20 protein-coding genes are annotated in these 23615 nt (G+C 71.0%); 14 read left to right on the top strand and 6 right to left on the bottom strand.

What is annotated here, in order from left to right:
* The first annotated feature begins 7 nt into the window (after positions 1-7).
* The 9 genes from J5X75_RS23600 to J5X75_RS23560 all read left to right on the top strand — a co-directional run bounded on the left by J5X75_RS23600 (position 8) and on the right by J5X75_RS23560 (position 8719).
* On the top strand, positions 8-373 hold the full coding sequence (locus J5X75_RS23600) for a hypothetical protein (protein WP_208469669.1): 366 nt from the start codon (positions 8-10) through the stop codon (positions 371-373).
* Between the two features lie 12 nt (positions 374-385).
* A complete protein-coding gene (locus tag J5X75_RS23595) occupies positions 386-613 on the top strand; it encodes an SCO4848 family membrane protein (protein WP_208469668.1) in 228 nt (75 codons plus the stop codon).
* A 201-nt stretch (positions 614-814) separates the two neighbouring features.
* Complete coding sequence (locus tag J5X75_RS23590; protein ID WP_208469667.1) at positions 815-1909, top strand: BMP family lipoprotein; 1095 nt, start codon at positions 815-817, stop codon at positions 1907-1909.
* Between the two features lie 47 nt (positions 1910-1956).
* Complete coding sequence (locus J5X75_RS23585; RefSeq protein WP_307798221.1) at positions 1957-3549, top strand: ABC transporter ATP-binding protein; 1593 nt, start codon at positions 1957-1959, stop codon at positions 3547-3549.
* Positions 3546-4733 (top strand): ABC transporter permease, encoded by a 1188-nt coding sequence (locus tag J5X75_RS23580; RefSeq protein ID WP_208469666.1) that lies wholly within the window; start codon positions 3546-3548, stop codon positions 4731-4733. The genes J5X75_RS23585 and J5X75_RS23580 overlap by 4 nt, the downstream gene beginning before the upstream one ends.
* Positions 4734-4737: 4 nt before the next feature.
* A complete protein-coding gene (locus J5X75_RS23575; protein WP_208469665.1) occupies positions 4738-6006 on the top strand; it encodes an ABC transporter permease in 1269 nt (422 codons plus the stop codon).
* A gap of 38 nt (positions 6007-6044) precedes the next feature.
* Positions 6045-6758 carry a cytidine deaminase gene (locus tag J5X75_RS23570; protein ID WP_208469664.1) on the top strand — a complete coding sequence of 238 codons (714 nt, stop codon included), beginning with the start codon at positions 6045-6047 and terminating at the stop codon, positions 6756-6758.
* The gene (locus J5X75_RS23565; protein ID WP_208469663.1) at positions 6755-8032 is read left to right on the top strand and encodes a thymidine phosphorylase; all 1278 of its coding nucleotides are present in this window, start codon (positions 6755-6757) and stop codon (positions 8030-8032) included. The genes J5X75_RS23570 and J5X75_RS23565 overlap by 4 nt, the downstream gene beginning before the upstream one ends.
* Positions 8033-8038: 6 nt before the next feature.
* The gene (locus J5X75_RS23560) at positions 8039-8719 is read left to right on the top strand and encodes a DUF4272 domain-containing protein (RefSeq protein WP_208469662.1); all 681 of its coding nucleotides are present in this window, start codon (positions 8039-8041) and stop codon (positions 8717-8719) included.
* A gap of 3 nt (positions 8720-8722) precedes the next feature.
* On the opposite strand, the gene J5X75_RS23555 is transcribed toward J5X75_RS23560, so the two are convergent.
* Positions 8723-9523, bottom strand: coding sequence for a putative RNA methyltransferase (locus tag J5X75_RS23555; protein ID WP_208469661.1), 801 nt, complete (start codon positions 9521-9523; stop codon positions 8723-8725).
* 26 nt (positions 9524-9549) lie between these two features.
* Here J5X75_RS23555 and J5X75_RS23550 point away from each other — a divergent pair, with 26 nt between their 5' ends.
* The 5 genes from J5X75_RS23550 to J5X75_RS23530 all read left to right on the top strand — a co-directional run bounded on the left by J5X75_RS23550 (position 9550) and on the right by J5X75_RS23530 (position 16033).
* Entirely contained in the window at positions 9550-10671 is a 1122-nt protein-coding gene (locus J5X75_RS23550) for an adenosine deaminase (protein ID WP_372450936.1), read from the top strand.
* A 451-nt stretch (positions 10672-11122) separates the two neighbouring features.
* Positions 11123-14530, top strand: coding sequence for a sensor histidine kinase (locus J5X75_RS23545; RefSeq protein ID WP_208469660.1), 3408 nt, complete (start codon positions 11123-11125; stop codon positions 14528-14530).
* Positions 14527-14931 carry a roadblock/LC7 domain-containing protein gene (locus J5X75_RS23540; RefSeq protein ID WP_014447580.1) on the top strand — a complete coding sequence of 135 codons (405 nt, stop codon included), beginning with the start codon at positions 14527-14529 and terminating at the stop codon, positions 14929-14931. The genes J5X75_RS23545 and J5X75_RS23540 overlap by 4 nt, the downstream gene beginning before the upstream one ends.
* Before the next feature lie 132 nt (positions 14932-15063).
* The gene (locus J5X75_RS23535) at positions 15064-15444 is read left to right on the top strand and encodes a DUF742 domain-containing protein (protein WP_188126825.1); all 381 of its coding nucleotides are present in this window, start codon (positions 15064-15066) and stop codon (positions 15442-15444) included.
* A 1-nt stretch (position 15445) separates the two neighbouring features.
* Entirely contained in the window at positions 15446-16033 is a 588-nt protein-coding gene (locus J5X75_RS23530; RefSeq protein ID WP_183222624.1) for a GTP-binding protein, read from the top strand.
* Positions 16034-16178: 145 nt separating this feature from the next.
* Here the strand turns inward: J5X75_RS23530 and J5X75_RS23525 are convergent, their stop codons facing one another.
* The 5 genes from J5X75_RS23525 to J5X75_RS23505 form a co-directional block, all read right to left on the bottom strand.
* The gene (locus J5X75_RS23525; protein ID WP_208469659.1) at positions 16179-16883 is read right to left on the bottom strand and encodes an HAD family hydrolase; all 705 of its coding nucleotides are present in this window, start codon (positions 16881-16883) and stop codon (positions 16179-16181) included.
* Positions 16884-18066: 1183 nt separating this feature from the next.
* Positions 18067-20316 (bottom strand): transposase, encoded by a 2250-nt coding sequence (locus tag J5X75_RS23520; RefSeq protein ID WP_307798220.1) that lies wholly within the window; start codon positions 20314-20316, stop codon positions 18067-18069.
* Between the two features lie 64 nt (positions 20317-20380).
* Positions 20381-21238 (bottom strand): SatS C-terminal domain-containing protein, encoded by an 858-nt coding sequence (locus J5X75_RS23515; RefSeq protein ID WP_208469658.1) that lies wholly within the window; start codon positions 21236-21238, stop codon positions 20381-20383.
* Between the two features lie 113 nt (positions 21239-21351).
* Positions 21352-22179, bottom strand: a complete 828-nt coding sequence (locus J5X75_RS23510) for an aldehyde dehydrogenase family protein (RefSeq protein WP_208469657.1) — start codon at positions 22177-22179, stop codon at positions 21352-21354.
* A 10-nt stretch (positions 22180-22189) separates the two neighbouring features.
* Positions 22190-23614 carry an aldehyde dehydrogenase family protein gene (locus tag J5X75_RS23505; RefSeq protein WP_208469656.1) on the bottom strand — a complete coding sequence of 475 codons (1425 nt, stop codon included), beginning with the start codon at positions 23612-23614 and terminating at the stop codon, positions 22190-22192.
* Position 23615 lies beyond the last annotated feature (1 nt).

Genomic DNA, 23615 nt, shown 5'->3' with positions numbered 1-23615 from the left:
TGGGCCGGTGGGGACACTCGTGACGTTGCACCTGCCGCCCGGTTCGCCGATCGTCGATCGCCCGTGGGTCATCACCATCGGTTCGCTCGGCGACCTGGAGGACTGGGAACCGGTGGTCTGCGGGCCGTACGAGCACGCCCACGCCCTGGCCCTGGCCCGTGCCGTGGTGGCCGACGACGATCTGATGGCCGTGGTCGAGCCGCTGCTGCCGCTGGACGGGGTGGACGCGATCCGTGCGGAGATCGAGGCCGCGCGTACCCGTGACGAGGAGGACTTCCCGCCTCAGCTGGCGCGGGAGCAGCCGGGCGACCCGCCGGAGCCGGCCGAGGTGCTGGCCGGATGGCGGCGGATCGCGGCGCGTCTGACCGGTTGAGATACTCGTCCCGTGGTGATCAACAAGCGGTGGGCGGCGTTCCTGGTCGCGGTCGGCGTGTGGACCTGGCTGATCTGGCCGCGTTTCGGGCTGGCCATCTGGAAGGACGAACGGTCGTTCGCCGACGGCGCGCCGACCTCGTTCCTGTGGGTGCACGCGCTGCTGATCGCCGCCTCGCTGGCGATCGGGACAGGGGTGGGCGTGCTCGGTGTCAAGGCCTGGCGGCGGGCCGCAGATTAACTCCCTGTTTCCTGGTAGAGGCGCAATTCCCTCCTGATCCAGCCGAAAGGAACGGCTCACGGGCGCGGTGATTGCGGAGCTATAACGGTGCGCCAACAGTCCGTACCGATGTCCTGACGGGGTGAGGGCCCGGGGATACGCTCCCGACCTGAGATTCACCCGAGATACAGGAACCTCGGTGTGCAGCGGAAGGAGGGCGTCTTGCGCCCAGTACGTGGGAAGCGGATCGTGGCGATTCTCGCGGCAGGTGGGCTGACGCTCGCTGCCGCCGCTTGCGGCGAGGCCCCGGAGGAGAGCGGCTCGACCGGCTCCAGCACGGCCGCGGCAGCCGCCTACAAGGCCTGCATGGTCACCGACCTCGGCGGTATCGACGACAAGTCGTTCAACGCGTCGGCGTGGGCCGGTCTCCAGGCCGCCAAGACCGAGGCCCCCAACGTCGACCCGAAGTACGTGGCGTCCTCCTCCGAGGCCGACTACGAGCCGGGCCTGCGTGGCTTCGTGAGCCAGGGCTGCAACTTCATCCTCGCGGTCGGCGGCCTGATGGGCGACGTGACCACGAAGGTGGCCAAGGACAGCCCGAAGTCGCAGTTCGGCATCGTGGACAGCTCCAGCGGCAACACCAACGTCTACCCGATGCAGTTCGCGACCCACCAGGCGGCGTTCCTCGCCGGCTACCTGGCCGCGGGCTACTCGAAGTCGGGCAAGGTGGCCACCTACGGCGGCATGAAGATCCCGCCGGTGACCATCTTCATGGACGGCTTCGCCGACGGTGTGGCCCAGTACAACAAGGCCAAGGGCAAGGACGTCAAGGTCCTCGGCTGGGACAAGGCCGCCCAGAACGGCAGCTTCGCCGACAGCTTCATCGACCAGAGCAAGGGCAAGAGCATCGCCGACACCCTGGTCGGCCAGGGTGCTGACGTGATCATGCCGGTCGCCGGTGGCACCGGCCTGGGCACCGCGCAGGTCGCCAAGGACTCCAACGGCAAGCTCGCGGTCATCTGGGTCGACCAGGACGGCTGCACCAGCGCCGCGCAGTACTGCGACGTGTTCCTGAGCACCGTGGTCAAGAACATCGAGGACGCGGTGAAGCAGGCCGTCGTCAAGGGTGCCAAGGGCGAGGCCCTCGCGGCGAGCCCGGGCTACCTCGGCACCCTGGAGAACGACGGCGTCTCGCTGGCCGAGTTCCACGACTTCGACAGCAAGGTCGACCCGGCCCTGAAGGCCGAGCTGGACAAGCTGAAGGCCGACATCATCGCCGGAACCGTCAAGGTCGAGTCGGCCAACGCGCCCAAGTGACCTTCGAGTAGTAGCATTCGGCCGCCGCGCGGTCACGGGCACCACCCGTGACCGAGCGGCGGCTCGCATTCCACCATCCACCAGGATCAGTCACCGAAACCCGGGAGATTCCGCTGAAACTGGAACTGCGCGGCATCACCAAGCGCTTCGGCGACCTGGTGGCCAACGACCACATCGACATCACCGTCGAACCCGGCGAGGTACACGCCCTGCTGGGGGAGAACGGCGCGGGCAAGTCGACGCTGATGAACCAGCTGTACGGCCTGCTCCAGCCGGACGAGGGGCAGATCGTCGTCGACGACGAGCCCCGCGTCTTCAAGAGCCCGCGAGACGCCATCGCGGCCGGCATCGGCATGGTGCACCAGCACTTCATGCTCGTACCGGTCTTCACCGTGGCGGAGAACATCGCGCTCGGCGCGGAGGAGGTGCGCGGCGGCCCGCTCGGCTGGCTGGACCGCCGCCGGTCCCGCCGGGACGTCATCGAGACCTCCGAGAGGTACGGCCTGCCGGTCGACCCGGACGCGCTGATCGAGGACCTGCCGGTCGGCGCCCAGCAGCGGGTCGAGATCGTCAAGGCGCTGACCCGCGAGGTCGACCTGCTCATCCTGGACGAGCCGACCGCGGTGCTCACCCCGCAGGAGACCGAGGAACTGCTCACGGTGATGCGCTCGCTCACCGCCATGGGCAAGTCCATCGTCTTCATCACCCACAAGCTCAAAGAGGTCAAGGCGATCGCCGACCGGATCACCGTGATCCGGCGCGGCCAGGTCGTCGGGACCGCCTCCCCGGACACCAGCGAGGAGGAGCTGGCCGCCCTGATGGTCGGCCGCGCCGTGAACCTCGAGGTGGAGAAGTCGCCCGCCGAACCGGGCGACAGCATCCTCAAGATCTCCGGCCTGGTGGTCGACGACGACCGTGGCGTGCGCGCCGTCGACGGGGTCGACCTGGAGGTCCGGGCCGGCGAGGTGCTCGGTATCGCGGGCGTCCAGGGCAACGGTCAGACCGAGCTGGTCGAGGCCGTGATGGGCCTGCGCGACGTGCGGGCCGGCGCGATCCACCTGGAGAACGAGGACCTGGTCGGCCGGAGCACCAAGCGGATCCTGCGCTCCGGTGTCGGCTACGTCCCCGAGGACCGCAGCCACGACGGGGTGGTCAAGGAGTTCTCCGTCGAGGAGAACCTGATCCTCGACATGTACGACCGGGCCCCGTTCGGCAACGCCTTCCGGATCGACGGCGGCGCCGTGGCGAGCAACGCCAGGCACCGCGTCGAGCAGTTCGACATCCGGTGCCAGTCACCGGCGAGCCTGGTCGGCGCCCTGTCCGGTGGCAACCAGCAGAAGGTCGTGGTGGCCCGGGAGATGTCCCGCCCGCTGCGCCTGTTCATCGCGTCGCAGCCCACCCGTGGTGTGGACGTCGGCTCGATCGAGTTCATCCACAGCCGGATCATCCACGAACGCGACCAGGGCACCGCGGTGCTGGTGGTCTCGAGTGAGCTGGACGAGGTGGTCGGCCTCGCGGACCGGATCGCGGTGATGTACCGCGGCCGCATCCTGGCCATCGTCTCGCCGGACACACCACGCGAGGAGATCGGTCTGCTCATGGCCGGCATCACCGGCGACACGCCGGAGGGGGCGAAGTGAAGAGGTTCTGGTCGGCGAACAACTTCACGCTCACGGCCCTGTCGATGATCATGGCCGTGGTCATCGGCGCGGTCCTGATCATCATCTCGGACTCCACCGTCCTGGCGAAGTTCGCCTACTTCACGGCCCGCCCGAGCGACGCCGTCTCGGCGAGCTGGCTGCTGGTCAGCACGGCCTACGCGGACCTGCTCAAGGGCGCGATCGGCGACCCCGCGGTGTTCTCCGCCTGGTTCTCCGGAGAGGCCACCTGGCAGCAGGCGTTCGCCCCGATCTCGGAGACGCTCACCTACGCCGCGCCGCTGGTCTTCACCGGCCTCTCGGTGGCGCTCGCGTTCCGGGGCGGCCTGTTCAACATCGGCGCGCAGGGCCAGGCGGTGCTCGGCTGCATCGCGGCCGGGATCGCCGGCTTCACCTTCGGCCTGCCGATCGTGCTCAACCTGATCGTCGCGGTGGTCGCCGGCGTCCTCGGCGGGGCGCTGTGGGGCTTCATCCCCGGCCTGCTCAAGGCGCGTACCGGGGCGCACGAGGTGATCACCACGATCATGCTCAACTACACGGCCGGCCTCTTCCTGGCCTGGCTGGTCATCCAGCAGGGCATCCAGGCCCCGGGCCGCAGTGACGCGATCAGCAAGGCGGTCGCCGAGTCCGCCCAGCTGCCGTCGCCCGGTGGGGTCCTCCGGGTGCACCTGGGCATCGTCCTGGCCGTGCTGACCACGGCCGGGGTGGCCTGGCTGCTGAACAAGTCGGCCTTCGGCTTCGAGATCCGGGCGGTGGGCGCCAACCCGCACGCCGCGAAGACCGCGGGCATCAGCGTCGCCAAGACGTACGTGCTGCTGATGGCGGTCGCCGGTGGTCTGGCCGGGTTCGGCGGCGCCACCCAGGTCCTGGGCACCGCGCACGCGCTGACCCCGTCGGTGGCCGGCAACATCGGTTTCGACGGCCTGCTGGTCGCCCTGCTCGGCCGCAACCGGCCCTGGGGCACCCTGTTCGCCGCGCTGCTGTTCGGCGCGCTGCGGGCCGGCGGAAACCGGATGCAGTCCTTCTCCGGCATCTCGCTGGAGCTGGTCACCGTGTTGCAGGCGCTCATCGTCCTGTTCATCGCCGCCCCCGCCCTGGTGAAGGCGATCTTCCGACTGCGCGCCTCCCGGGCCACCGGGCTCGGCGCCTCGCTGGCGAAGGGCTGAGGACATGTCGACCACGACTGTGGAGGAGATGGCCGAGGTCGCCGCGCCGGAGCCGTTCTGGACCCGGCAGCGCCACCTGGGCCTGGCCCTGATCCTGATCGGCGGCCTGGCCGCCGTGGTGTTCGGCTCGCTCGCGCCGAGCGAGGACGCCCGCTTCACCCTGAGCGAGGACGCCGCGGGCGCCGCGCTCTCCATCAACGGCCAGTTCGGCGCGGTGCTGTTCGGGCTGCTCACCGTGGCGGCCGGCGGGGTGCTCTTCGCCGGCCTGCTCAAGCGCTGGTCCAACGTGTTCCTGGTGGCCGGCATCCTGTCCTTCCTGCTGTCCTTCCTCTGCTGGCAGGTGGCGGGCGAGTTCATGCCGCTGGTGGACACCACCGACGGCACCCTGGAGCTGGCGCTGCCGCTCATCCTGGGCGCCCTGGCCGGCGTGCTGGGTGAGCGGACCGGTGTGGTCAACGTGGCGATCGAGGGCCAGTTCCTGATGGGCGCCTTCGCCGGCGCCCTGGTCGGCACGATGGCCGGCAGCGTCTGGGCGGGCCTGCTCAGCGCGGCCGTCGGCGGCGTGATCATCGCGGCCATCCTGGCCGTCATGGCGATCCGCTACCTGGTGGACCAGGTGGTCGTCGGCATCGTGCTGAACCTCTTCGCGCTCGGCATCACCGGCTTCCTCTACGAGCGGCTGATGCAGCCCAACGCGCAGACCTACAACCAGCCGCCGCAGATGCCGGAGTGGCGGATCCCGGGCCTGGCCGACATCCCGGTCGTCGGGCCGGTGCTCTTCGAGGCGAACCTGCTGGTCTGGGTCGCGCTCGTGCTGGTCGTGGTGATTCACTTCGGGCTCAACCGGACCCGCTGGGGCCTGCGTACCCGGGCGGTCGGCGAGCACCCGACCGCGGCCGACACGGTGGGCATCCGGGTGCGCGGCCTGCGCTACCTGAACGTGCTGCTCGGCGGCGTGGTGGCGGGCATCGGCGGGGCGTACTTCACGCTCGTGGCGACCGGCAGCTTCACGAAGAACATGACGGCCGGCGCGGGCTTCATCGCCCTGGCCGCGCTGATCTTCGGCCGGTTCACCCCGTTCGGGGCGTTCGGGGCGGCGCTGTTCTTCGGCTTCGCGCAGAAGCTGGCGACCTACCTGAGCGCGATCGACAGCCCGGTGCCCAGCCAGTTCCTCAACATGCTGCCCTACCTGGCGACGCTGATCGCGGTGGCCGGTCTGGTCGGGCGGGTCCGGGCGCCGGCCGCGGACGGACAGCCCTACATCAAGGGTTGAGTTCAACGAGCCATTTCGAACGCGGCAGAATCGGTGACATGGAGATCGACTGGGCGGCCCTGCGCGCCGCCGCCATCGAGACGATGCGGCGGGCGTACACGCCGATATCCGACTTCCCCGTCGGGGTGGCCGGCCTGGTCGACGACGGCCGGGTGATCGTCGGCTGCAACGTGGAGAACGCGTCCATCGGGATGACCCTGTGCGCCGAGTGCGGCCTGGTCAGCTCGCTGCACGCGACCGGCGGCGGCCGCCTGGTGGCGATCTCCTGCGTGGACGCCACCGGCGCCCCGCTGATGCCGTGCGGCCGCTGCCGCCAGCTGCTGTGGGAGCACGGCGGCCCGGAGCTGCTGGTCGAGGCGGTGCCGCGGCCGCTGCGGATGACCGAGCTGCTGCCGTTCGCGTTCGGCTACGAGGACATGGAGCGGGTCACCGGCCCGGTCGGTGGCGCCGAGGTGCCCGCCGAACTGGCCAAGTGGCGTGGACGCGGCACGGTCTTCGTCCACCCCGACCTGTCCGGCGGGGCGACGATCTGGACCGGCTACTGGGAGCGCTCGTCGGGTGAGCCCGGCTCGACCGAGGAGAAGGGCATCCTGGAGGAGGGCCCGAACCTGCCGACCGCGGCGGCCGCCGTGGCGTGGGGCCTCGTCCGTACTCCGCGGGTCGTGGTGGTGGATGCCGAGGGCGGTCTGTCCTGGGCGGGCGAGGGAGAGGCCCCGGAGGGCATCCCGCAGCGTTGGGAAGAACAATCATGAGTGCATTCGCCGCAGTGGACGTCATCCGCGCCAAGCGGGACGGCCACGTGCTCACCGATGCGCAGATCGACTGGGTCGTCGACGCGTACACCCGGGGGGTCGTCGCCGACGAGCAGATGTCGGCGCTGGCCATGGCGATCCTGTTGCGCGGCATGACAGCGGGCGAGATCGCCCGCTGGACCGCCGCGATGATCGCCAGCGGCGAGCGGCTGGACCTGTCGTCGGTGTCCCGGCCGACCGCCGACAAGCACTCCACCGGCGGTGTCGGCGACAAGATCACCCTGCCGCTGACCCCGCTGGTCGCCGCGTGCGGCGTGGCCGTGCCGCAGCTCTCCGGCCGCGGTCTGGGCCACACCGGCGGCACCCTGGACAAGCTGGAGTCGATCGCCGGCTGGCAGGCACGCATCTCCAACGAGCAGTTCAAGAGCCAGCTGCAGGACATCGGCGCGGTCATCTGCGCGGCCGGTGAGGGCCTGGCCCCGGCCGACCGTAAGCTCTACGCCCTGCGCGACGTCACCGGCACGGTCGAGGCCATCCCGCTGATCGCCAGCTCGATCATGAGCAAGAAGATCGCCGAGGGCACCGGGGCGCTGGTCCTGGACGTGAAGGTCGGCACCGGCGCGTTCATGAAGGACCTGGCGGACGCGCAGGAGCTGGCCCGCACCATGGTGCGGCTCGGCAAGGACTCCGGCGTCACCACGGTCGCCCTGCTCACCGACATGAGCACCCCGCTCGGCCTGGCCGTCGGCAACGCCAACGAGGTGGCCGAGTCGGTCGAGGTGCTCTCCGGCGGCGGACCGTCCGATGTGGTGGAACTCACTCTGGCCCTGGCCCGGGAGATGCTGGCCGCCGCCGGGGTGGACGCCGACCCGGAGAAGGTGCTGGCCTCGGGCGCGGCGATGGACACCTGGCGGGCGATGATCCGGGCGCAGGGCGGCGACCCGGACGCGCCCCTGCCGACGGCCGCGCACACCGAGGTCCTGCGGGCCACCGAGGACGGCGTGGTGACCTCGCTGGACGCGTACGGGATCGGGATCGCCGCCTGGCGCCTCGGCGCCGGCCGCGCCCGGAAGGAGGACCCGGTCAGCTTCGGCGCCGGGGTGCAGCTCAAGGTCCGCCCGGGTGACCGGGTCCGGGCCGGTGACGTGCTGCTGGAGCTGCGCGCCGACGACGAGTCGCGGATTCCGGCGGCCCGGGCCGACGCGGCCGCCGCGATCACTGTCGGGACGGAGGCGCCCGCCTCTTCCCCGCTGCTGCTCGACCGCATAGCCTGAGCCGCCATGCAGAAGGCCGCCCCCGACCCCCGCGCGGTCCGCGAGGCCAGTCTCGACGAGCTGGCGCGTCTCGGCCTGCCCCTGCCCCCGCTGGCGTTCCCGCTGGTGTGGGAGATGGGCGACACCGTCGAACTCCGCCCGGTCGCCGAGCTGGAGGCCCGGGCCGCGGTGCTGCACGTCGTCGTGGCCCGCTGCTTCGGCATGCCCACCGAGGCGGCGATGAGCTGGCTGCTCGGCTCCCACCTGGTCGAGCTGGTCACCCCGCCGGAGTGGCAGTTCGTGATCGGCGCGAAGGGCGACCACCGCTCCTTCGTGCTGCACCACGACGCCGTCTTCGCGCTGGCCTGGCTGCTCGGCCTGAGCCGGCACCTGGACCCCACGGTGCCGCCGGACGACCGGCTGATGATCCAGATGCCCGACCTGCCGTCCGGTGAGAGCTTCACCAGCTGGCGGTCCCGGTCGCTGGTCGCGGTCCGGGATCCGGCCGAGGCCGCCGTGCTGCTGGACCTCTACTACTGCCTGGACTGGGCCTATCAGGAGGCGGAGCAGAACGGGCGGTCGCTGCCCGGCGAGGTGGACAGCAACGCGATCGGCCAGCGCCGGTGGGCGCTGGAGTGGGCGGTCGTCTTCCACGGGCCCTACCACGACAAGCCGCCGGAGTGGGAAGAGGTCGACCTCTCCGTCTGAGCGCTAACGCGGCCGGTAGACCGCCACCTCCACCGCGGCGGTCACCGTCACGTCGTGGCCGGGCAGACCCTCCATCGGTACGTGACGCGCGCTCGGTGTCATGCCGACGAGGGTCCGCGTCTCACCCGCCGTCAGCCTCAGCTCCCGCCGGTGGGTGGCGGTCGCGTCGAGCGTGAAGTGCTCACCGAGGCTGCCGCTGACCCGGGCTGCCTTCTCCGGGTCGACCTGGATCAGCCCGTACCCGGTGATCAGCTCGGTGAGATGGTCGGCGGCCGGGGTGACCACCAGCAGCAGCCCGTCCGGCCGCAGGATCCGCCGGTACTCCGGGCCGTTGCGGGGCGCGAAGACGTTCAGGATCACGGCCGCCGCGGCGTCGGCGACCGGCAGCGGCCGCCACAGGTCGGTCAGGACCGCCGCGGCCCGCGGGTGCGCCTTCGCGGCCCGCCGCAGAGCCGGCTTGGAGACGTCCAGCCCGAGCCCCACCGCGTCCGGCGACCCCTCCAGGAAGCGGGCCAGGTAGTCACCCGTGCCGGTGCCGGCGTCCACCACGAGACCCTCGGCCCGGTGCCCGGCCAGCGCCTCCGCGATGAACCGGTAGTGCCCGGCGCTCAGGAAGGCGGCCCGGTCGGCCACCATCTCGGTGGTGTCTCCGGTGTGCGGCAGCCGGCCGGCGCTGAGGTCCGCGTACCCCTGCTTGGCCATGTCGAAGCTGTGCCGGCGCGGGCAGCGCAGCGCCCGCTCCCGGCGGCTGAGCGGTTCCCGGCACACCGGGCACCACAGATACGGGATTGCTCCGTCGATCATCGGGTGCTTCCCTCTAGGCTCTGCTGATGGTTGGCATCGCACACTCCGACATCGTCAAGGCCCCGAAGGTCCTCCTGCACGACCATCTGGACGGCGGGCTGCGGCCGGCCACCATCGTGGAACTCGCCGCGGCGGTGGGCCACGAGCTGCCCACCACCGATCCCGGGCGGCTCGGCGAGTGGTTCGTCGAGGCGGCCGACTCCGGCTCGCTGGAACGGTACCTGGAGACCTTCGCGCACACCGTGGCGGTGATGCAGACCGAGGAGGGTCTGCACCGGGTCGCCAAGGAGTGCGCGCTCGACCTGGCCGCCGACGGCGTGGTCTACGCCGAGGTCCGGTACGCGCCGGAGCAGCACCTGGAGCGCGGGCTCACCCTGGACCGGGTGGTCGAGGCCGTGCACGCCGGGTTCCGCGAGGGCTGCGCCGAGGCGCAGGCGTCCGGCACGCCCATCCGGGTCGGCACCCTGCTCACCGCGATGCGGCACGCCGCCCGTTCGCAGGAGATCGCCGAGCTGGCCGTCCGCTACCGGGACACCGGCGTGGTCGGCTTCGACATCGCCGGCGCGGAGGCGGGTTTCCCGCCCACCCGGCACCTGGACGCCTTCGAGTACCTCCAACGGGAGAACTTCCACTTCACCATCCACGCGGGTGAGGCCTTCGGGCTGCCGTCGATCTGGCAGGCGATCCAGTGGTGCGGCGCCGACCGGCTGGGTCACGGCGTGCGCATCGTCGACGACATCACGGTGACCGCGGCCGGGCCGAGCGCCGTCACCACGACCGGGGGCACCCACGCGGCGCCGCCGGTGCTGGGCCGGCTGGCCGCGTACGTCCGGGACAAGCGGATCCCGCTGGAGCTGTGCCCGTCGTCGAACGTGCAGACCGGCGCCGCCCCGTCGATCGCCGAGCACCCGATCAAGCTGCTGCACGACCTCCGCTTCCGGGTCACGGTCAACACCGACAACCGGTTGATGAGCGGCACCTCGATGTCACGGGAGATGACTCTGCTGACGGAATCGTTCGGCTGGGGCTGGATGGAACTGCAGTGGCTGACGATCAACGCCATGAAGTCGGCCTTCATCCCGTACGACGAGCGGTTGGTGTTGATCAATGAGGTGATCAAGCCGGCGTACGCCAAACTGCTGAGCTGAGATCACGACTTGTCGGACATTCCGGGATCTGAACGAACGTACGTCAAAAGAAATCGACCGTCAGCCTTGCGAACCTCGCCGTTCGGCTAGACTGCCGCCTGCAAAGTCGGCATAATCCGGCATCTCGCCTTGTCGATCGCGGGGAACCGAGTCATCGTGACTGTTATCCCGATCGACTACGATCGGGACCCGGTCGGCCTGCACCCACCCCCCACGCCGTGCCGACCGAGTAAGTGACCTTGAGAGATGCACAGCTCCACAGGCAGTGATAAAGGACCGGCGATGTCCAACTACGAGGTTGCAACATCGCGTCACACAACCGGTCCGTGTCCGGCTGCTCTTTCTCTTTGACACTTGTCGTGATGGAATCTCGGGGGCCCGACGTCGGCGAGTCGGCCGTGTGCGGTGCCCGGCGAGCCGAATGCCGGGCCCGAATCAGGAGGACGGTGACGTGAGCAAGCGCCCCAACAGCGCGAATGGCGTCATGTCGCGTCTCAGTCGACCTGCGGGTCGACTCCGAGACCTACCGATCTGGTCAAAACTAGGCCTGATCATGTTGGTGCCGACGGTGGCGACGATCATCGTTGGTGTCAACGGCCTTGTGGACCACATCGACGAAGCCAGCAACGCGGAGCGCGCACGCACCCTCTCGGTGCTGTCCCAGGCCGCCGGTGGTCTGGTCGACCACCTGCAGGCCGAGCGCACGTACGCCATCATGATCTACAACTCGAAGATCACCAACAACACGCCCGGTTTCCAGACCGCCGTGGAGCTCTACAACAACGAGCACGCCCAGGTGGACGCGGCCAAGGAGCCGTACCTCCAGCAGAAGCAGGTGCTGGAGGACGTCCCCGAGAACGTCGGCAAGCTGATCCTCCGCCTGGACCGTAACCTCGTCGACCTGCCCACTTTCCGGAGCCGGGCGGCCAAGGGCGGCGAGGACCTCGACAACATCACGAAGACCTACGACACGCTGGTCAACGACCTGCTCCAGGTCCGTGACGCGTCGGCGCAGCTCGCCATCGACCCGGAGCTGAGCAACCACCTCCGGATGGTGGCCGCGGTCGCCCAGGCCAAGGACTACATCGCCCAGCAGCGCTTCATCGGCCAGCAGGTCGTGGCGGCCGGCGAGTTCAACCCGAAACTCCGGCAGGAGTTCCTGGAGACCCAGACCGGTTATCTCCTCGCCACCGAGACGATGAAGGCGGTCGGCACCGCCGACGAGCAGGAGCTCTTCAACAACACCGTCGTCGGCAAGCTGAAGCAGCAGGCGGAGAACCTGAGCATCCCGCTCATGGCCCTCCAGGGCGACAACATCCGGAAGATCCAGTTCAACTCGGGGGAGTGGGAAGAGGCCCTCTCCGGGTACAACACCCTCTTCCGTCAGGTGGAGACCTCGCTCGACCAGCAGATCGTGGCCGACGCCACCGACCTGCGGGACGAGACGAACCAGCAGGTCTTCCTGGAGACCAGCATCCTGCTCGGCATGCTCCTGCTGGCCATCCTGTTCGCCTGGTTGGTCGCCCGGTCGATGGCCCGCTCGCTGCGGGAGCTGCGTCAGGGTGCCCTCGCGGTCGCCCAGTTCGGCCTGCCGCACGCGGTGAGCCGGCTGCGTGACCCGGCGCTCTCCGCGTCGCTCACCCCGGCCCAGGTCGCCGACCAGATCGCCGAGCCCCTCCCGGTGCGCAGCCGGGACGAGTTCGGGCAGGTGACCGAGGCGTTCAACGCGGTTCACCTCGAGGCCGTGCGGACCGCGGCCGAGCAGGCCGCACTCCGTGCCTCCGTCGCGACGATGTTCGTCAACCTCGCCCGCCGTTCGCAGATCCTGGTCGACCGGCTCATCGGTCACCTGGACCGGCTGGAGCGCGGCGAGGAGGACCCGGACCGTCTGGCCGAGCTCTTCCAGCTCGACCACCTGGCCACCCGAATGCGTCGTAACGACGAGAACCTCCTGGTTCTCGCGGGCGCCGACTCGACCCGTGTCCAGCGGGAGCCGGCCGCTCTGATCGACGTGCTCCGCGCCGCCCAGTCCGAGGTCGAGCACTACACCCGCATCGAGTTCGGCATGATCGACCGGGAGATCGAGGTCGCGGCGCACGCCGTGAACGACATGGTCCACCTGGTCGCCGAGCTCTTCGACAACGCGACCGCCTTCTCCCCGCCGAACTCCAACGTTCTGGTCGAGGCCCGGCGCGTCGGTGAGAACGCGGTGCTGACCGTCGAGGACCACGGCATCGGCATCAGCCGCGAGCAGCTCCGCGACCTCAACGAGCGGCTCGCCAACCCGCCGACGGTGGACGTCGCCGTCTCCCGGATGATGGGCCTCGTCGTGGTCGCCCGGCTGGCCAACCGCCATGCCGTGCGAGTGGAACTGCGACCGGCCGACCGCGAACGCGGCACCGTCGCCGAGGTGGGCCTGCCCGTCTCGGTGCTGGCCACCGCCGCGACCGCCCAGGTCCAGGGGCGTGGATCGTCGTTCGACGGCGGTCCCGGCTCCGGCCTGCCCGGCGGCTTCGGCGAGCCGCTGGCTCTGGAGAGCAGCGGCAACGGCGGCTACCCCGGTTCCAACGGCTCCAACGGTTCGGTCCCGGCGTGGTCCGATCTGACCGGCGCGGCTCCGGCCGGCTTCGGCGGGTTCAACGCCGGCGGCTACAACGGTGGCGGCGGCTTCAACGGCAACGGCAACGGCCTGGCGAACGGCTTCCACGGCCCGCGCAGCAACGAGGTCATCCCGCCGCTGCCGTCCGGTCCGCAGGGCTTCGCCGGCCTGGACGAGCTGGCCCAGCGCCGCAACGGTGAGTACCAGCGCCCGGAGAGCGACACCAACGGCTTCGGCGCGACGATACCGCGGCAGCTGCCCGCCAACCCGAACTCGTTCATGCCGCCGGTCTCGGCGCCCCCGGTGCCTCCGGTCTCCGCGCCGCCGGTGTCGGCGGCCCCGGTCTCCGCGGCCCCGATCGAGCCGATCTCGGCCTCGCCGATCTCGCCCGCCGACCAGCGCAACCCGTTCGCGGCAGCGCCGCCTGCCTGGCCGCCGGTCGCCGCCGAACGCGAACCGGCCACCCCGCACGTTCCGGAGAACCTGGCCGCCGCGCTCGACATGACGGCCGAGATCCCGCGGTACCGTCCGGAGAACTTCGAGCCCCAGCCGCAGGTGACGCCGCCGGCCAACCCGCAGACCGCACCGATCCCGGTGTCGGCTCCGCCGGTCACCACGCCGGTCGAGGCGCACGCCACGGCCGCGGCCCAGATGGCCTCCGCCCGTGAGGGCGCGGTTCCGTTCGCCGACGAGACGATGGAGCTGCCGATCTTCCGGGAGCTCGAGTCCGCCTGGTTCACCACCACGGCGCCCGGCGCCGACGCCGGCCGGCCCAAGGTCTCCGGCACCGGTGAGGAGTCGGTGGTCTCCCAGCGGATCCCGACCGGTGAGCCGACCCGCAACACGGGCGTTCCGCAGCAGGCGGCATCGCCCGAGGTCCGCAACCTCGACACGGCTGGTGTCGGCGCACCGACCGCGGCGGCGCCCGGTTACGGCAACGGCGCGGCCCCCGCGTCGAACCCGTGGCGGACCGCGGCCGACGACGGCTGGCAGGCGGCCCGTGCGGCCGCCGAGACGCCGATCGACTCGACCACCACGGCGGGCCTGCCGAAACGTACGCCGATGGCGCAACTCGTCCCCGGCGGTGTCGACCGGGGCGGTACCTCCGTCCAGCGCCGTACTCCCGAGGGGGTTCGCGGTCTCCTGTCCGCTTACCACCGCGGCGTGCAGCGCGGTCGCACCAAGGAACAATCGACCAACCTGGAGGACACTCCGGGAGGGCAGCAGCCCTCGCAGGCTGGCAAGGAGCATGAGGCATGACATCTACGCAGGATCTCGGTTGGCTTCTCGCCAACTTCGCCGACCGCGTTCCCGGGGTCGCGCACGCGATCGCGGTCTCCGCCGATGGTCTGCTCCTGGCGGCCTCGCGGGACCTTCCGCGTGACCGTGCCGACCAGTTGGCGGCCATCGCGTCCGGCCTGGTAAGCCTTACCCAGGGCGCCGCGCGATGCTTCGAGGGCGGTGCCGTCCTTCAGACGGTCGTCGAGATGGACAACGGATTCCTGTTCCTCATGTCCATTTCCGACGGTTCCTCCTTCGCGGTGCTCGCGGCGCGCAGCTGCGACGTCGGTCAGGTCGGCTACGAGATGGCCCTCCTGGTCGACCGCGTCGGCGAGGCGTTGACCCCCGCGCCGCGTTCCGCGGCCGGGGTGCTGGGCTGAGGCGACAGTCAGCCGGAGTCGATCAGGGGCTCATCCGGGGTTTTCGGCCGCGGATAGGCTCCAGCCGGCTACTGGTGAAAACTTTGAGAACCAATACACTTCGAGGGGCCGAGGAAGGGGTTGAGGGTGACGATGCCTGAACGCGATGAGCCGACTGGCGCGCTGGTCAGGCCGTACGCCGTGACCCGTGGTCGGACCCGGCCGAAGCTTGAGATAGCGCTGGAAGCGCTGGTCGAGACAACCGTGCGCGGCCGTTCTGGAATAAGCCGCGGCGGGCAGGGTGGAAGCGAGCATCAGTACATCGCGGCGATGTGTGACGGCGGCCGAGTTCAGTCGCTGGCCGAGATCGCCGCACGCATGCAACTGCCGCTCGGTGTGGCGCGTGTGATCGTCGCCGACATGGCCTCTGACGGCCTCGTCGCGGTCTATGAGCCCACCTCGCTGGAAGACGAGACCGACGCGGTAGGCACGGAACTGCTGGAAAGGGTGCTGAGTGGACTTCGCAGGCTCTGACATGTCGCACCGTCCCGCTGCGGGACGCGTGACATCGGCGAAGATTGTCATCGCCGGTGGCTTCGGCGTCGGTAAGACGACGCTGGTGGGGTCGGTCTCGGAGATCACCCCACTGACCACTGAGGCGATCATGACCTCGGCCGGTGTGGGTGTCGACGACAACCGGCAGGTGCCGGGCAAGATGACCACCACTGTGGCCATGGACTTCGGCCGGATCAGCATCGACCGAGACCTGATCCTCTACCTGTTCGGAACACCTGGCCAGACGCGGTTCTGGTTCATGTGGGACGAGCTGGTCCGGGGTGCCATCGGTGCGGTCGTCATGGTGGACACGCGTCGGCTCGCCGACTGCTTCGCCGCCATCGACTTCTTCGAGCATCGCCGCCTGCCGTACCTGGTGGCGATAAACTGCTTCGACGGCATGCAGTACCACAACGCGCAGGACGTACGGGACGCTCTGGCGATCTCGAGCGACGTGCCCGTGGTGAGCTGCGACGCTCGTAACCGCGAGTCGACGAAGAACGTCCTCATCTCGCTCGTCGAGTATGTGTTGACGATGCGTCGCACCCGCGCGACCGCGCCCGCCTGAGCGAAGACCGTCTGACGAGCCGCTCCACAGGGGAGGCTCAGCACCCAGTCAACGGTCGAAAGCCCCGTCCCGCCGGTGGAAACCCCCACTGGCCGGTGCGGGGCTTTCGCGCGCTTTCCGGCCGTTCGTCATCGTATATGAGTAGTCACCCGTTGTCACAAGCCGTTCCCAGTAACCGGATCAACTCGTCCAGCTCGTCGATCCGGTGCTCCGGGAGGTAGGTGTCCGGGTCCACCCGCATCTTGTGAGCGCCCGGGTAGCCGGCGTTCGTGACGAGCACCGGCCGCATGCCGGCCCGGCGGGCGCCGTCGTGTTCCCGGCCGCCGCCGTCGCCCACGAACCAGCACTCCGTGGCCGGGACGCCCAGCCGCTCGGCGGCGAGGGCGTACAGGTGGGGATCAGGTTTGCGGCGCCCCTCCCGCCAGGAGAACACCGGGGCGTCGATGCGCCCCGCGTAGACCGTCTCGCCCCACGCCTCGTACAGCTCGCTGGCGCAGTCGCTGAGAAGCCCCAGACGGAAATCCTGGGCCCGGAGGTGGTCGAGTACCGCGAGGGCACCCCGGCGCGGCGTGCGGACCCGCTCAGCGCCCGCGTGGTGTGTCCGGACAGCGTGCTCGAGGCGCTCGTCGTCCGGTTCGGCGCCGCAGCGGTGGGCCATCGCCCGCAGCGTCTCCCGGGTTCCGCCCAGCGCCCCCACGATCCGCTCCGGGAAACTCGCCACCATCGCCGCCTGGAACGCCTCCGCCGCAACCCCGAGCGCCGCCGCCGTCTCCCCGAACGCCGCCGGCCGCAGCGCCTCCGCCGCCGGATCCGTCAACGTGCCGAAGAAATCGAAAACCACCGCGCGCATCGCGCCATTCTCACCGGTACGGAATGAGCCGCCCGCAACCGCACCACCCCGAACCGCGACACACCGCGACCCGCTGCCGGGTCCGGCCCGTGCGGGGCCGCCGGGTGGTGCTGCCACCACACCCCTTCGACGCGACCTGCTGCCGGGTCCGGCCCGTGCGGCGCCGCTGCCACCACAGCCCTGCAACGCGACCTGGTGCCGGGTCCGGCCCGTGCGGCCCCGCCGGGTGGTGCTGCCACCACACCCCTTCAACGCCGTCCCGCCTAGAGCGGCACGCCCCAAACCCCGACCGCCCCACCAAGCACATCGGAGCCGCGACAGGCAGTCCTTGCCCAGCCGCCCGCCACCCATCCCCAAACTCCAGCCGATCAACTCCCGCTCGCTCTCAGCGCTGTCTCACTTCCGCCGAAGCAGCCCCCGAAGCCAGCCGAGCAAGATCGCCCAGTGCGCGGTCACGTGAAAGCGGACAGGCGCGCTCGAAGGCGTTGATCTTCCCGGCTGGCAGTAGGGGCTGTTTCGGAGAGCGCGAGACAGCGCTGAGGCCCAGCTGGATCTTTGCGGCTGGTCGCCAGCGCTGTCTCAGCCTCCGCCGAGACGGCACTTAGAGAGTCAGCCGGGCAAGATCGACCACCGTGCGCGGTCGCCCGAAAACGGGCGGGTGCGTTCGAAGGGGTTGATCTTCCCGGTTGGCAGTGGGTGCTGTTTTTTGGGGGCGTGAGTCAGCGCTGAGGCCCAGCCGATCAACTTGGCTGGTCGCCAGCGCTGTCTCGGCCACGGTGAGACAGCATGAGGGCCAGCTGGGCGAGATCGGCCCTCGTGCACGGTCGCCCGAGAGCGGACGGGTGGTGCGTTCGAGGGGGTTGATCCGCTGGCAGTGAGGGCTGTTTCGGGGGCGTGAGTCAGCGCCGAGAGCTAGCCGATCAACTTGGCTGGTCGCCAGGGATGTCTCGGCCACGGTGAGACAGCGCGAGGGCCAGCCGGATCTTCGGGGTGACAGAGACAGCGCTGGATCCTTGCGGCTGGCTGCTTCGGCGAGGGTCGGGTGGCGCTGAGAACCGGCCGCGGCAGGAACGGCGGAGGGGGGGGGGCCGCGGGGGGGGGGGCCCCCCCCCCCGGGCGGGGGGGGCGGGGGGGGGGGGCCCCGCCGGTGGGGGGCCCCCCCCCTCCGAGGGTCGGGCGGGGGTCAGCGGCCGCCGTACCCCGCGTTGTTGTTGCGGTATTCGTCGGCGGGCTGGCCGTCACGGGTGAAGTCCCAGCCGCCGGCCGCCTCGCGCCCGGGGCGACCGCCCATCGCGAAGCCGCCGATCTCCTGGCCGCGCCGCCAGCCACGGAAGTAGCCCGTGGTGTGTGCCGCGATCGAGGCGGCGTCGCGGACGATGCGGATCGGGCGTTCCTCGCGCAGCGGGGAGCCGGGGACCAGGTTGGCCTGCGGCACCCGCTTGGGCAGGCCGGCCGAGGTCTCCGCGGCGACGGCCGGGGTGGCGGCCTTCTCCGCGGCACGCCAGCCGCTGTCGTTGGGGTTGGTCCAGTTGACGTCGTCGTTGGCGTCGGTGTGGCCGGTGAACCAGGCCGACCGGGCGGCCGCGAAGATCAGCAGGTCGCCGTCGCTGCTGTCGGACGGGACCGGCGGCGCGGAGCTGCGGTCGAGGGCGGTCAGCCTGCCGCCGTTGTGGCCGCGGTCGTCGCTGTCCGGACGCCGCATCGGCGGGGTGCCGGCGCCGCCGATCTGGTCGAGTCCGGGGAGGCGGGCGCGCTTGCCGTTCTTCGCCTGGTCGACGAGACGCAGCGCCGGCTCCTTGGGGAGTTCCAGGGCGGGCGGTTCCTGCGGCATGTCGTGCCACGGCGGCCGGACGCGGCCGCCGGGCGGCGAGCTGACCGAGGAGGCGACGGGCGCCTCGTCCTTCTCCGTGTTGAGCAGCGGCCAGTTGGCCCGGGAACCCGGCTCCGGCATCTCCTGGGCGGGCCGCTGGGCCGGCATCGGGAGGCTGAAGTCGGTGGGGCCGGCCGGTGTGCCGTTGGCGGCCGGCTGCTGACGGGGCGTGGTCGTCGGGCGCGGCGGGATGACCGTGCGCTGCCGTTCGGCGCGGGCGCGGCTCAGTTCGGCGTTGGCCAGGGTGGGCCGGAACGGCTCGCCGGCTTCGGCGGGCGTGCTCGCGGCGGCGGGCGGCACCGAGGACGGGCGGGCGGGCGGAACCGACGTGGGCCGGGCCGGGTTGCGCGTCGCCGGCGTCGGACGGGATCCCGGGGTGATCGGGGTCATGCCGGGCGGGGGCGGCGGCACCGAGACCGGGCGGTTCAGCGGGCTCGTGGGTCGGCCGGGTAGACCGTTCGCCGCGGCCGGGGCCATCGGGGGCGGCCCGATCGGGTCCGGCGCGACCGGTGGCGTGGTCATCGGGCGGGGAGTGGCCGGGCCGGCGCCGGTGGAGGCCGGCTCGGGGCGGCCACGGCGGCCGAAGCGGCTGCCGGTGCCGTTGTCGCCGGTCGGCACGGGCTCGAGCGCGGGCGTCTCGGTGCCGCGGCGGGTGCCGCGACGGCCCACGTTCGAGCCGGTGTGCGGCGGGGTGGCCCGGGCGGCGAGCGTGCCGACCAGGGCTTCGCAGGCGGCGTCGCAGGCGCGGATGGCGGAGATCGCCTGGCGGACCGCGTCGGCCGCGGCGGGGGCGAGGGACTTGTTGACGCCGCCCCGGCGCGGGGACTCGCTGATCGCGACCTGCAGGGCGGTGACGGCGGAGCCGACCTCGCCGGACGATCCGGCGCCGGCCCGGACCAGTTCGGCGGTGATCTCCCGCAGCACCTGGTCGGTGTCGCCGCCCCGGCCGGTCAGCCGGCCGGGCTCGGGCACCGCGTCGAGCACGGCCATGCAGACGGGGTGGGCGGGATCCGGGTACGCGCGGAGGGCCGCCGGGTAGAGCTCACGGAGGACCTCGCGCAGGGCGGCGGCGGCCGCGTTCCGGCCGCCCAGCATCGCCACGTGGGCGGCGAGGACCGGCTTGTAGCTGACGAGCTCCCGGGGAGCGGGCAGGGTGACCGCGGCGATCGCGCCGGCCTGCAGCGCCCGGGCCAGGCCGACGGCCCGCCGGGCGGCCGCAGGCGCCGCGATCTCCTCGGGAGAGTCGTCGTCAGAGAAGCGCTCGGCGAAGTCGTCGGCCCCGTCGTCGTCGACGACCACGAGTGGCCGGCCCGCCGCGGTGAGGAGTGACGTCACGACGTGGTCGTCGCTGTCGGCGGCGACCGCCGCGTCGCTGAAGCCCGTCGTCCGCTCCACGAGCAGCGTCCCCAGCTGGGCGTAGCCGGCCGGGTCGTCGCTGATCTCGTGGACGCCGAGCAGCCGGCCTGCGTCGTCCACCACGGCGACGGTCAGTGGTGCGGCCGAGGCCGTACGCACCGAATCATCAGCCGACGCGAGACCGCAGTACACGCGCACGAGCGCCACGGCGTCGTCCTCCTCCCCGGGAGTGCTTCTCTGTGGCCAAGGATTGATATTCCCTGGTAATCGGTCAGTCACGCCAGTCCACGGCGGCAGAGATCTTGCCGATCACCGAACGCCAACCCAGACTCGCCTGTTGTGCCCCGATTTTCTTCAATCGGCGGCGACCGAAGAATCCGCCCATTCCGCCCTTCTCCGCGGTTCGGAGGGACTCGTCGAGATCGTCGAGAGGTGAACCGGGCGACAGCGCCAGGATCACCGGCTTGATACGGAGTGCATACCCCAGGTCGCGGGCGATCTCGCCGGCGTTGATGAGCAGCGGCAGATCCCACGTGTCATGGCCGCCGCGCAGGTTCTCCACCACGAGGTCGAGCTCGTAGCGGTCCTCCGGCTGCGGGTCGATGTCGCTCGACTCTACCCGCTCGGCCAGGTCACCCCAGGTGTCCAATTGTGCGAGATCGTGCGGAGCACCCGAACGAAGGAAGGACACGAGCGATTCGGGGGTCTTGAAGGCGAGCAGGCGGCCCTTGTGACTGAGGAACATGGGCACCTCCTCGTCATCCGCCTGGGCCGCGGGCTCGTCCTCGAAGTCGGCCGGGTCCGGCTCCTCGGCGGACTTGCCCTCCTCCGCTTCGCCCTCGGTGAGGAGTGCTTGGTACTCCTCGTCGACGATGACCTCTTCCTCGTCCTCCTCGGCACGCCGCTTGCGGGCCTCGAACGGGTCGTCCTCGTCGACCTGAACCTCGGTGGGCGTGAGCTCGGACGCCTTCCGGTACGCCCGGAGGGTCAGCGCCACCCCGGCCGGCAGCGCGATCTCCACCGGCGAGACGCGGACTTGATCCCAAAGCTCCCGCCCGGAGGTTCCCTCGGACGAGGGCTTCTCGGCCACCGGCGCGGACGCCTCGGGCTCGTCGGACTGGCTGGTCACGGTGACCTCCGGGTGATCTGGGGGTGGCGGGACGGGTGACTCTGGGCACACACCCTAGTCGGCAACGCTGTGTGACAACCGCCCCGTCCCCAGCGCCATCCGAACTGATGGCGTCAGTAGCCCTTCGGGTGCCACACCGTCTTGGTCTCCAACAGGGCGGTCATCGGCCGGAGCCCGGGGTCGGCGGTGAAGTCGACACCGCCGGTGACCGGCCGGATCACCCGCTTCAGGGTGCCCGCCGCGGCGCGTTCCAACTCGGCGGCCACGTCGGGGTGGTCGACGCCGGTGAGATCGATGGCGTTCACGTCGTCGTGCGAGGCGAGCCACGGTGCGGTCTCCGCGTACCGGCCGGTGAGGAGGTTCACCACGCCACCCGGTACGTCGGAGGTGGCCAGCACCTCGGCCAGGGTGATCGCCACCTGCGGGCCGGCGGCCAGGACGACCACCGTGTTGCCAGTCACGATCGCCGGGGCGATCACGCTGACCAGCCCGAGCAGCGAGGCCGGGGCGACCAGGGCGACGACGCCGGTGGGCTCCGGGGCGGAGATGTTGAAGAACGGGCCGGCCACCGGGTTCGCGCCGCCGGCGACCTGGGCGATCTTGTCGGACCAGCCCGCATACCAGACCCAGCGGTCGACGGCCGCCGCCACCTCGGAGGACCGCACGCCCAGCGCGGTGAACTCGGCGCGCCGGGCCTCCATCATCTCGGCGATCCGGTAGAGGACCTGACCCCGGTTGTACGCCGTGGCGCCGGCCCACTTGGGCTGGGCGGCCCGGGCGGCGAGCACCGCGTCCCGGGCGTCCTTGCGGGATGCGAGCGCCACGTTGTCGCCGTCCACCAGGTAGGTCCGTCCTGACTCGCTGCGAGGGAAGGCGCCGCCGATGTAGAGCTTGTAGGTCTTGCGCACGGAAAGCCGCCCCGGCTCGGCGAGGGCTTTCACGGAAGATGACTTAGGCAAGGTACGCCTCCAGGCCGTGCCGGCCGCCCTCCCGGCCGTAGCCGGATTCCTTGTAGCCGCCGAACGGCGACGCCGGGTCGAACTTGTTGAACGTGTTGGCCCACACCACACCGGCCCGCAGCTTGTCGGCCACGGCGAGGATCCGCGAGCCCTTCTCGGTCCAGATGCCGGCGGAGAGCCCGTACGGAGTGTTGTTGGCCTTGGCGACGGCCTCCTCCGGGGTCCGGAAGGTGAGCACCGACAGGACCGGGCCGAAGATCTCCTCGCGGGCGATCCGGTGCGCCTGGGTGACTCCGGTGAAGATCGTCGGCGCGAACCAGAAGCCCCGGTCCGGCAGGGCGCACTCCGGCGACCAGCGCTCGGCGCCCTCGGATGCGCCAATTTCCGACAATTCCGTAATACGGGCGAGCTGTGCGGCCGAATTGATCGCGCCGATGTCGGTGTTCTTGTCCAGCGGGTCGCCCACCCGCAGCGTGGCCATCCGCCGTTTCAGCGAGGCCAGCAGCTCGTCGGCGACGGACTCCTGCACCAGCAGCCGCGATCCCGCACAGCAGACGTGCCCCTGGTTGAAGAAGATGCCGTTGACGATGCCCTCGACGGCCTGATCGATCGGGGCGTCGTCGAAGACGATGTTGGCCGCCTTGCCGCCCAGCTCCAGGGTGAGCCGCTTGCCGGTGCCGGCGACCGCACGGGCGATCTCCCGGCCCACCTCGGTGGAGCCGGTGAAGGCCACCTTGTTCACGTCCGGGTGCTGGACCAGGTAGGCGCCGGTGTCGCCGGCCCCGGTCACGATGTTGACCACACCCGGCGGCAGCTCGGCCTGGCGGCACACGTCGGCGAAGAACAGCGCCGACAGCGGGGTGGTCTCGGCCGGCTTGAGCACCACGGTGTTGCCGGTGGCCAGCGCGGGCGCGATCTTCCAGGCCAGCATGAGCAGCGGGAAGTTCCACGGGATGACCTGGCCGGCCACACCGATCGGGCGCGGGTCCGGGCCGAAGCCCGCGTACGCCAGCTTGTCCGCCCAGCCCGCGTAGTAGAAGAAGTGTGCCGCCACGAGCGGCAGGTCGACGTCGCGCGACTCCTTGATCGGCTTGCCGTTGTCCAGTGACTCGAGCACGGCCAGCTCGCGGGAGCGCTCCTGGATGATCCGGGCGATCCGGAACAGGTACTTGGCGCGCTCGGCGCCGGGCAGGGCCGACCAGGGGCCGAAGGCGCGGCGGGCCGCCGCCACGGCCCGGTCGACGTCCTCCGGGCCGGCCGCGGCGACCTCGGCCAGCACCTCCTCGGTGGCCGGGTTCACCGTCTTGAAGACGTTGCCGTCCTTGCCGCCGTCGAAGGCGCCGTCGATGAACAGCCCGTAGGACCCGGCGACATCTACTACGGAACGGGATTCGGGTGCTGGTGCGTACTCGAACATG

It is taken from the genome of Actinoplanes flavus (assembly GCF_017592555.1).
Taxonomy (GTDB): Bacteria; Actinomycetota; Actinomycetes; order Mycobacteriales; family Micromonosporaceae; genus Actinoplanes; species Actinoplanes flavus.
Note: the sequence above shows the minus strand (reverse complement) of the source record. Positions and strands in the feature narration are given on the sequence as shown.

Coding starts and splice junctions, on each gene's coding strand:
- J5X75_RS23575 (WP_208469665.1), top strand. CDS start 4,738: ATGTCGACCACGACTGTGGAGGAGATGGCCGAGGTCGCCGCGCCGGAG.
- J5X75_RS23570 (WP_208469664.1), top strand. CDS start 6,045: ATGGAGATCGACTGGGCGGCCCTGCGCGCCGCCGCCATCGAGACGATG.
- J5X75_RS23565 (WP_208469663.1), top strand. CDS start 6,755: ATGAGTGCATTCGCCGCAGTGGACGTCATCCGCGCCAAGCGGGACGGC.
- J5X75_RS23560 (WP_208469662.1), top strand. CDS start 8,039: ATGCAGAAGGCCGCCCCCGACCCCCGCGCGGTCCGCGAGGCCAGTCTC.
- J5X75_RS23555 (WP_208469661.1), bottom strand. CDS start 9,523: ATGATCGACGGAGCAATCCCGTATCTGTGGTGCCCGGTGTGCCGGGAA.
- J5X75_RS23550 (WP_372450936.1), top strand. CDS start 9,550: ATGGTTGGCATCGCACACTCCGACATCGTCAAGGCCCCGAAGGTCCTC.
- J5X75_RS23540 (WP_014447580.1), top strand. CDS start 14,527: ATGACATCTACGCAGGATCTCGGTTGGCTTCTCGCCAACTTCGCCGAC.
- J5X75_RS23535 (WP_188126825.1), top strand. CDS start 15,064: ATGCCTGAACGCGATGAGCCGACTGGCGCGCTGGTCAGGCCGTACGCC.
- J5X75_RS23530 (WP_183222624.1), top strand. CDS start 15,446: ATGTCGCACCGTCCCGCTGCGGGACGCGTGACATCGGCGAAGATTGTC.
- J5X75_RS23525 (WP_208469659.1), bottom strand. CDS start 16,883: ATGCGCGCGGTGGTTTTCGATTTCTTCGGCACGTTGACGGATCCGGCG.
- J5X75_RS23505 (WP_208469656.1), bottom strand. CDS start 23,614: ATGTTCGAGTACGCACCAGCACCCGAATCCCGTTCCGTAGTAGATGTC.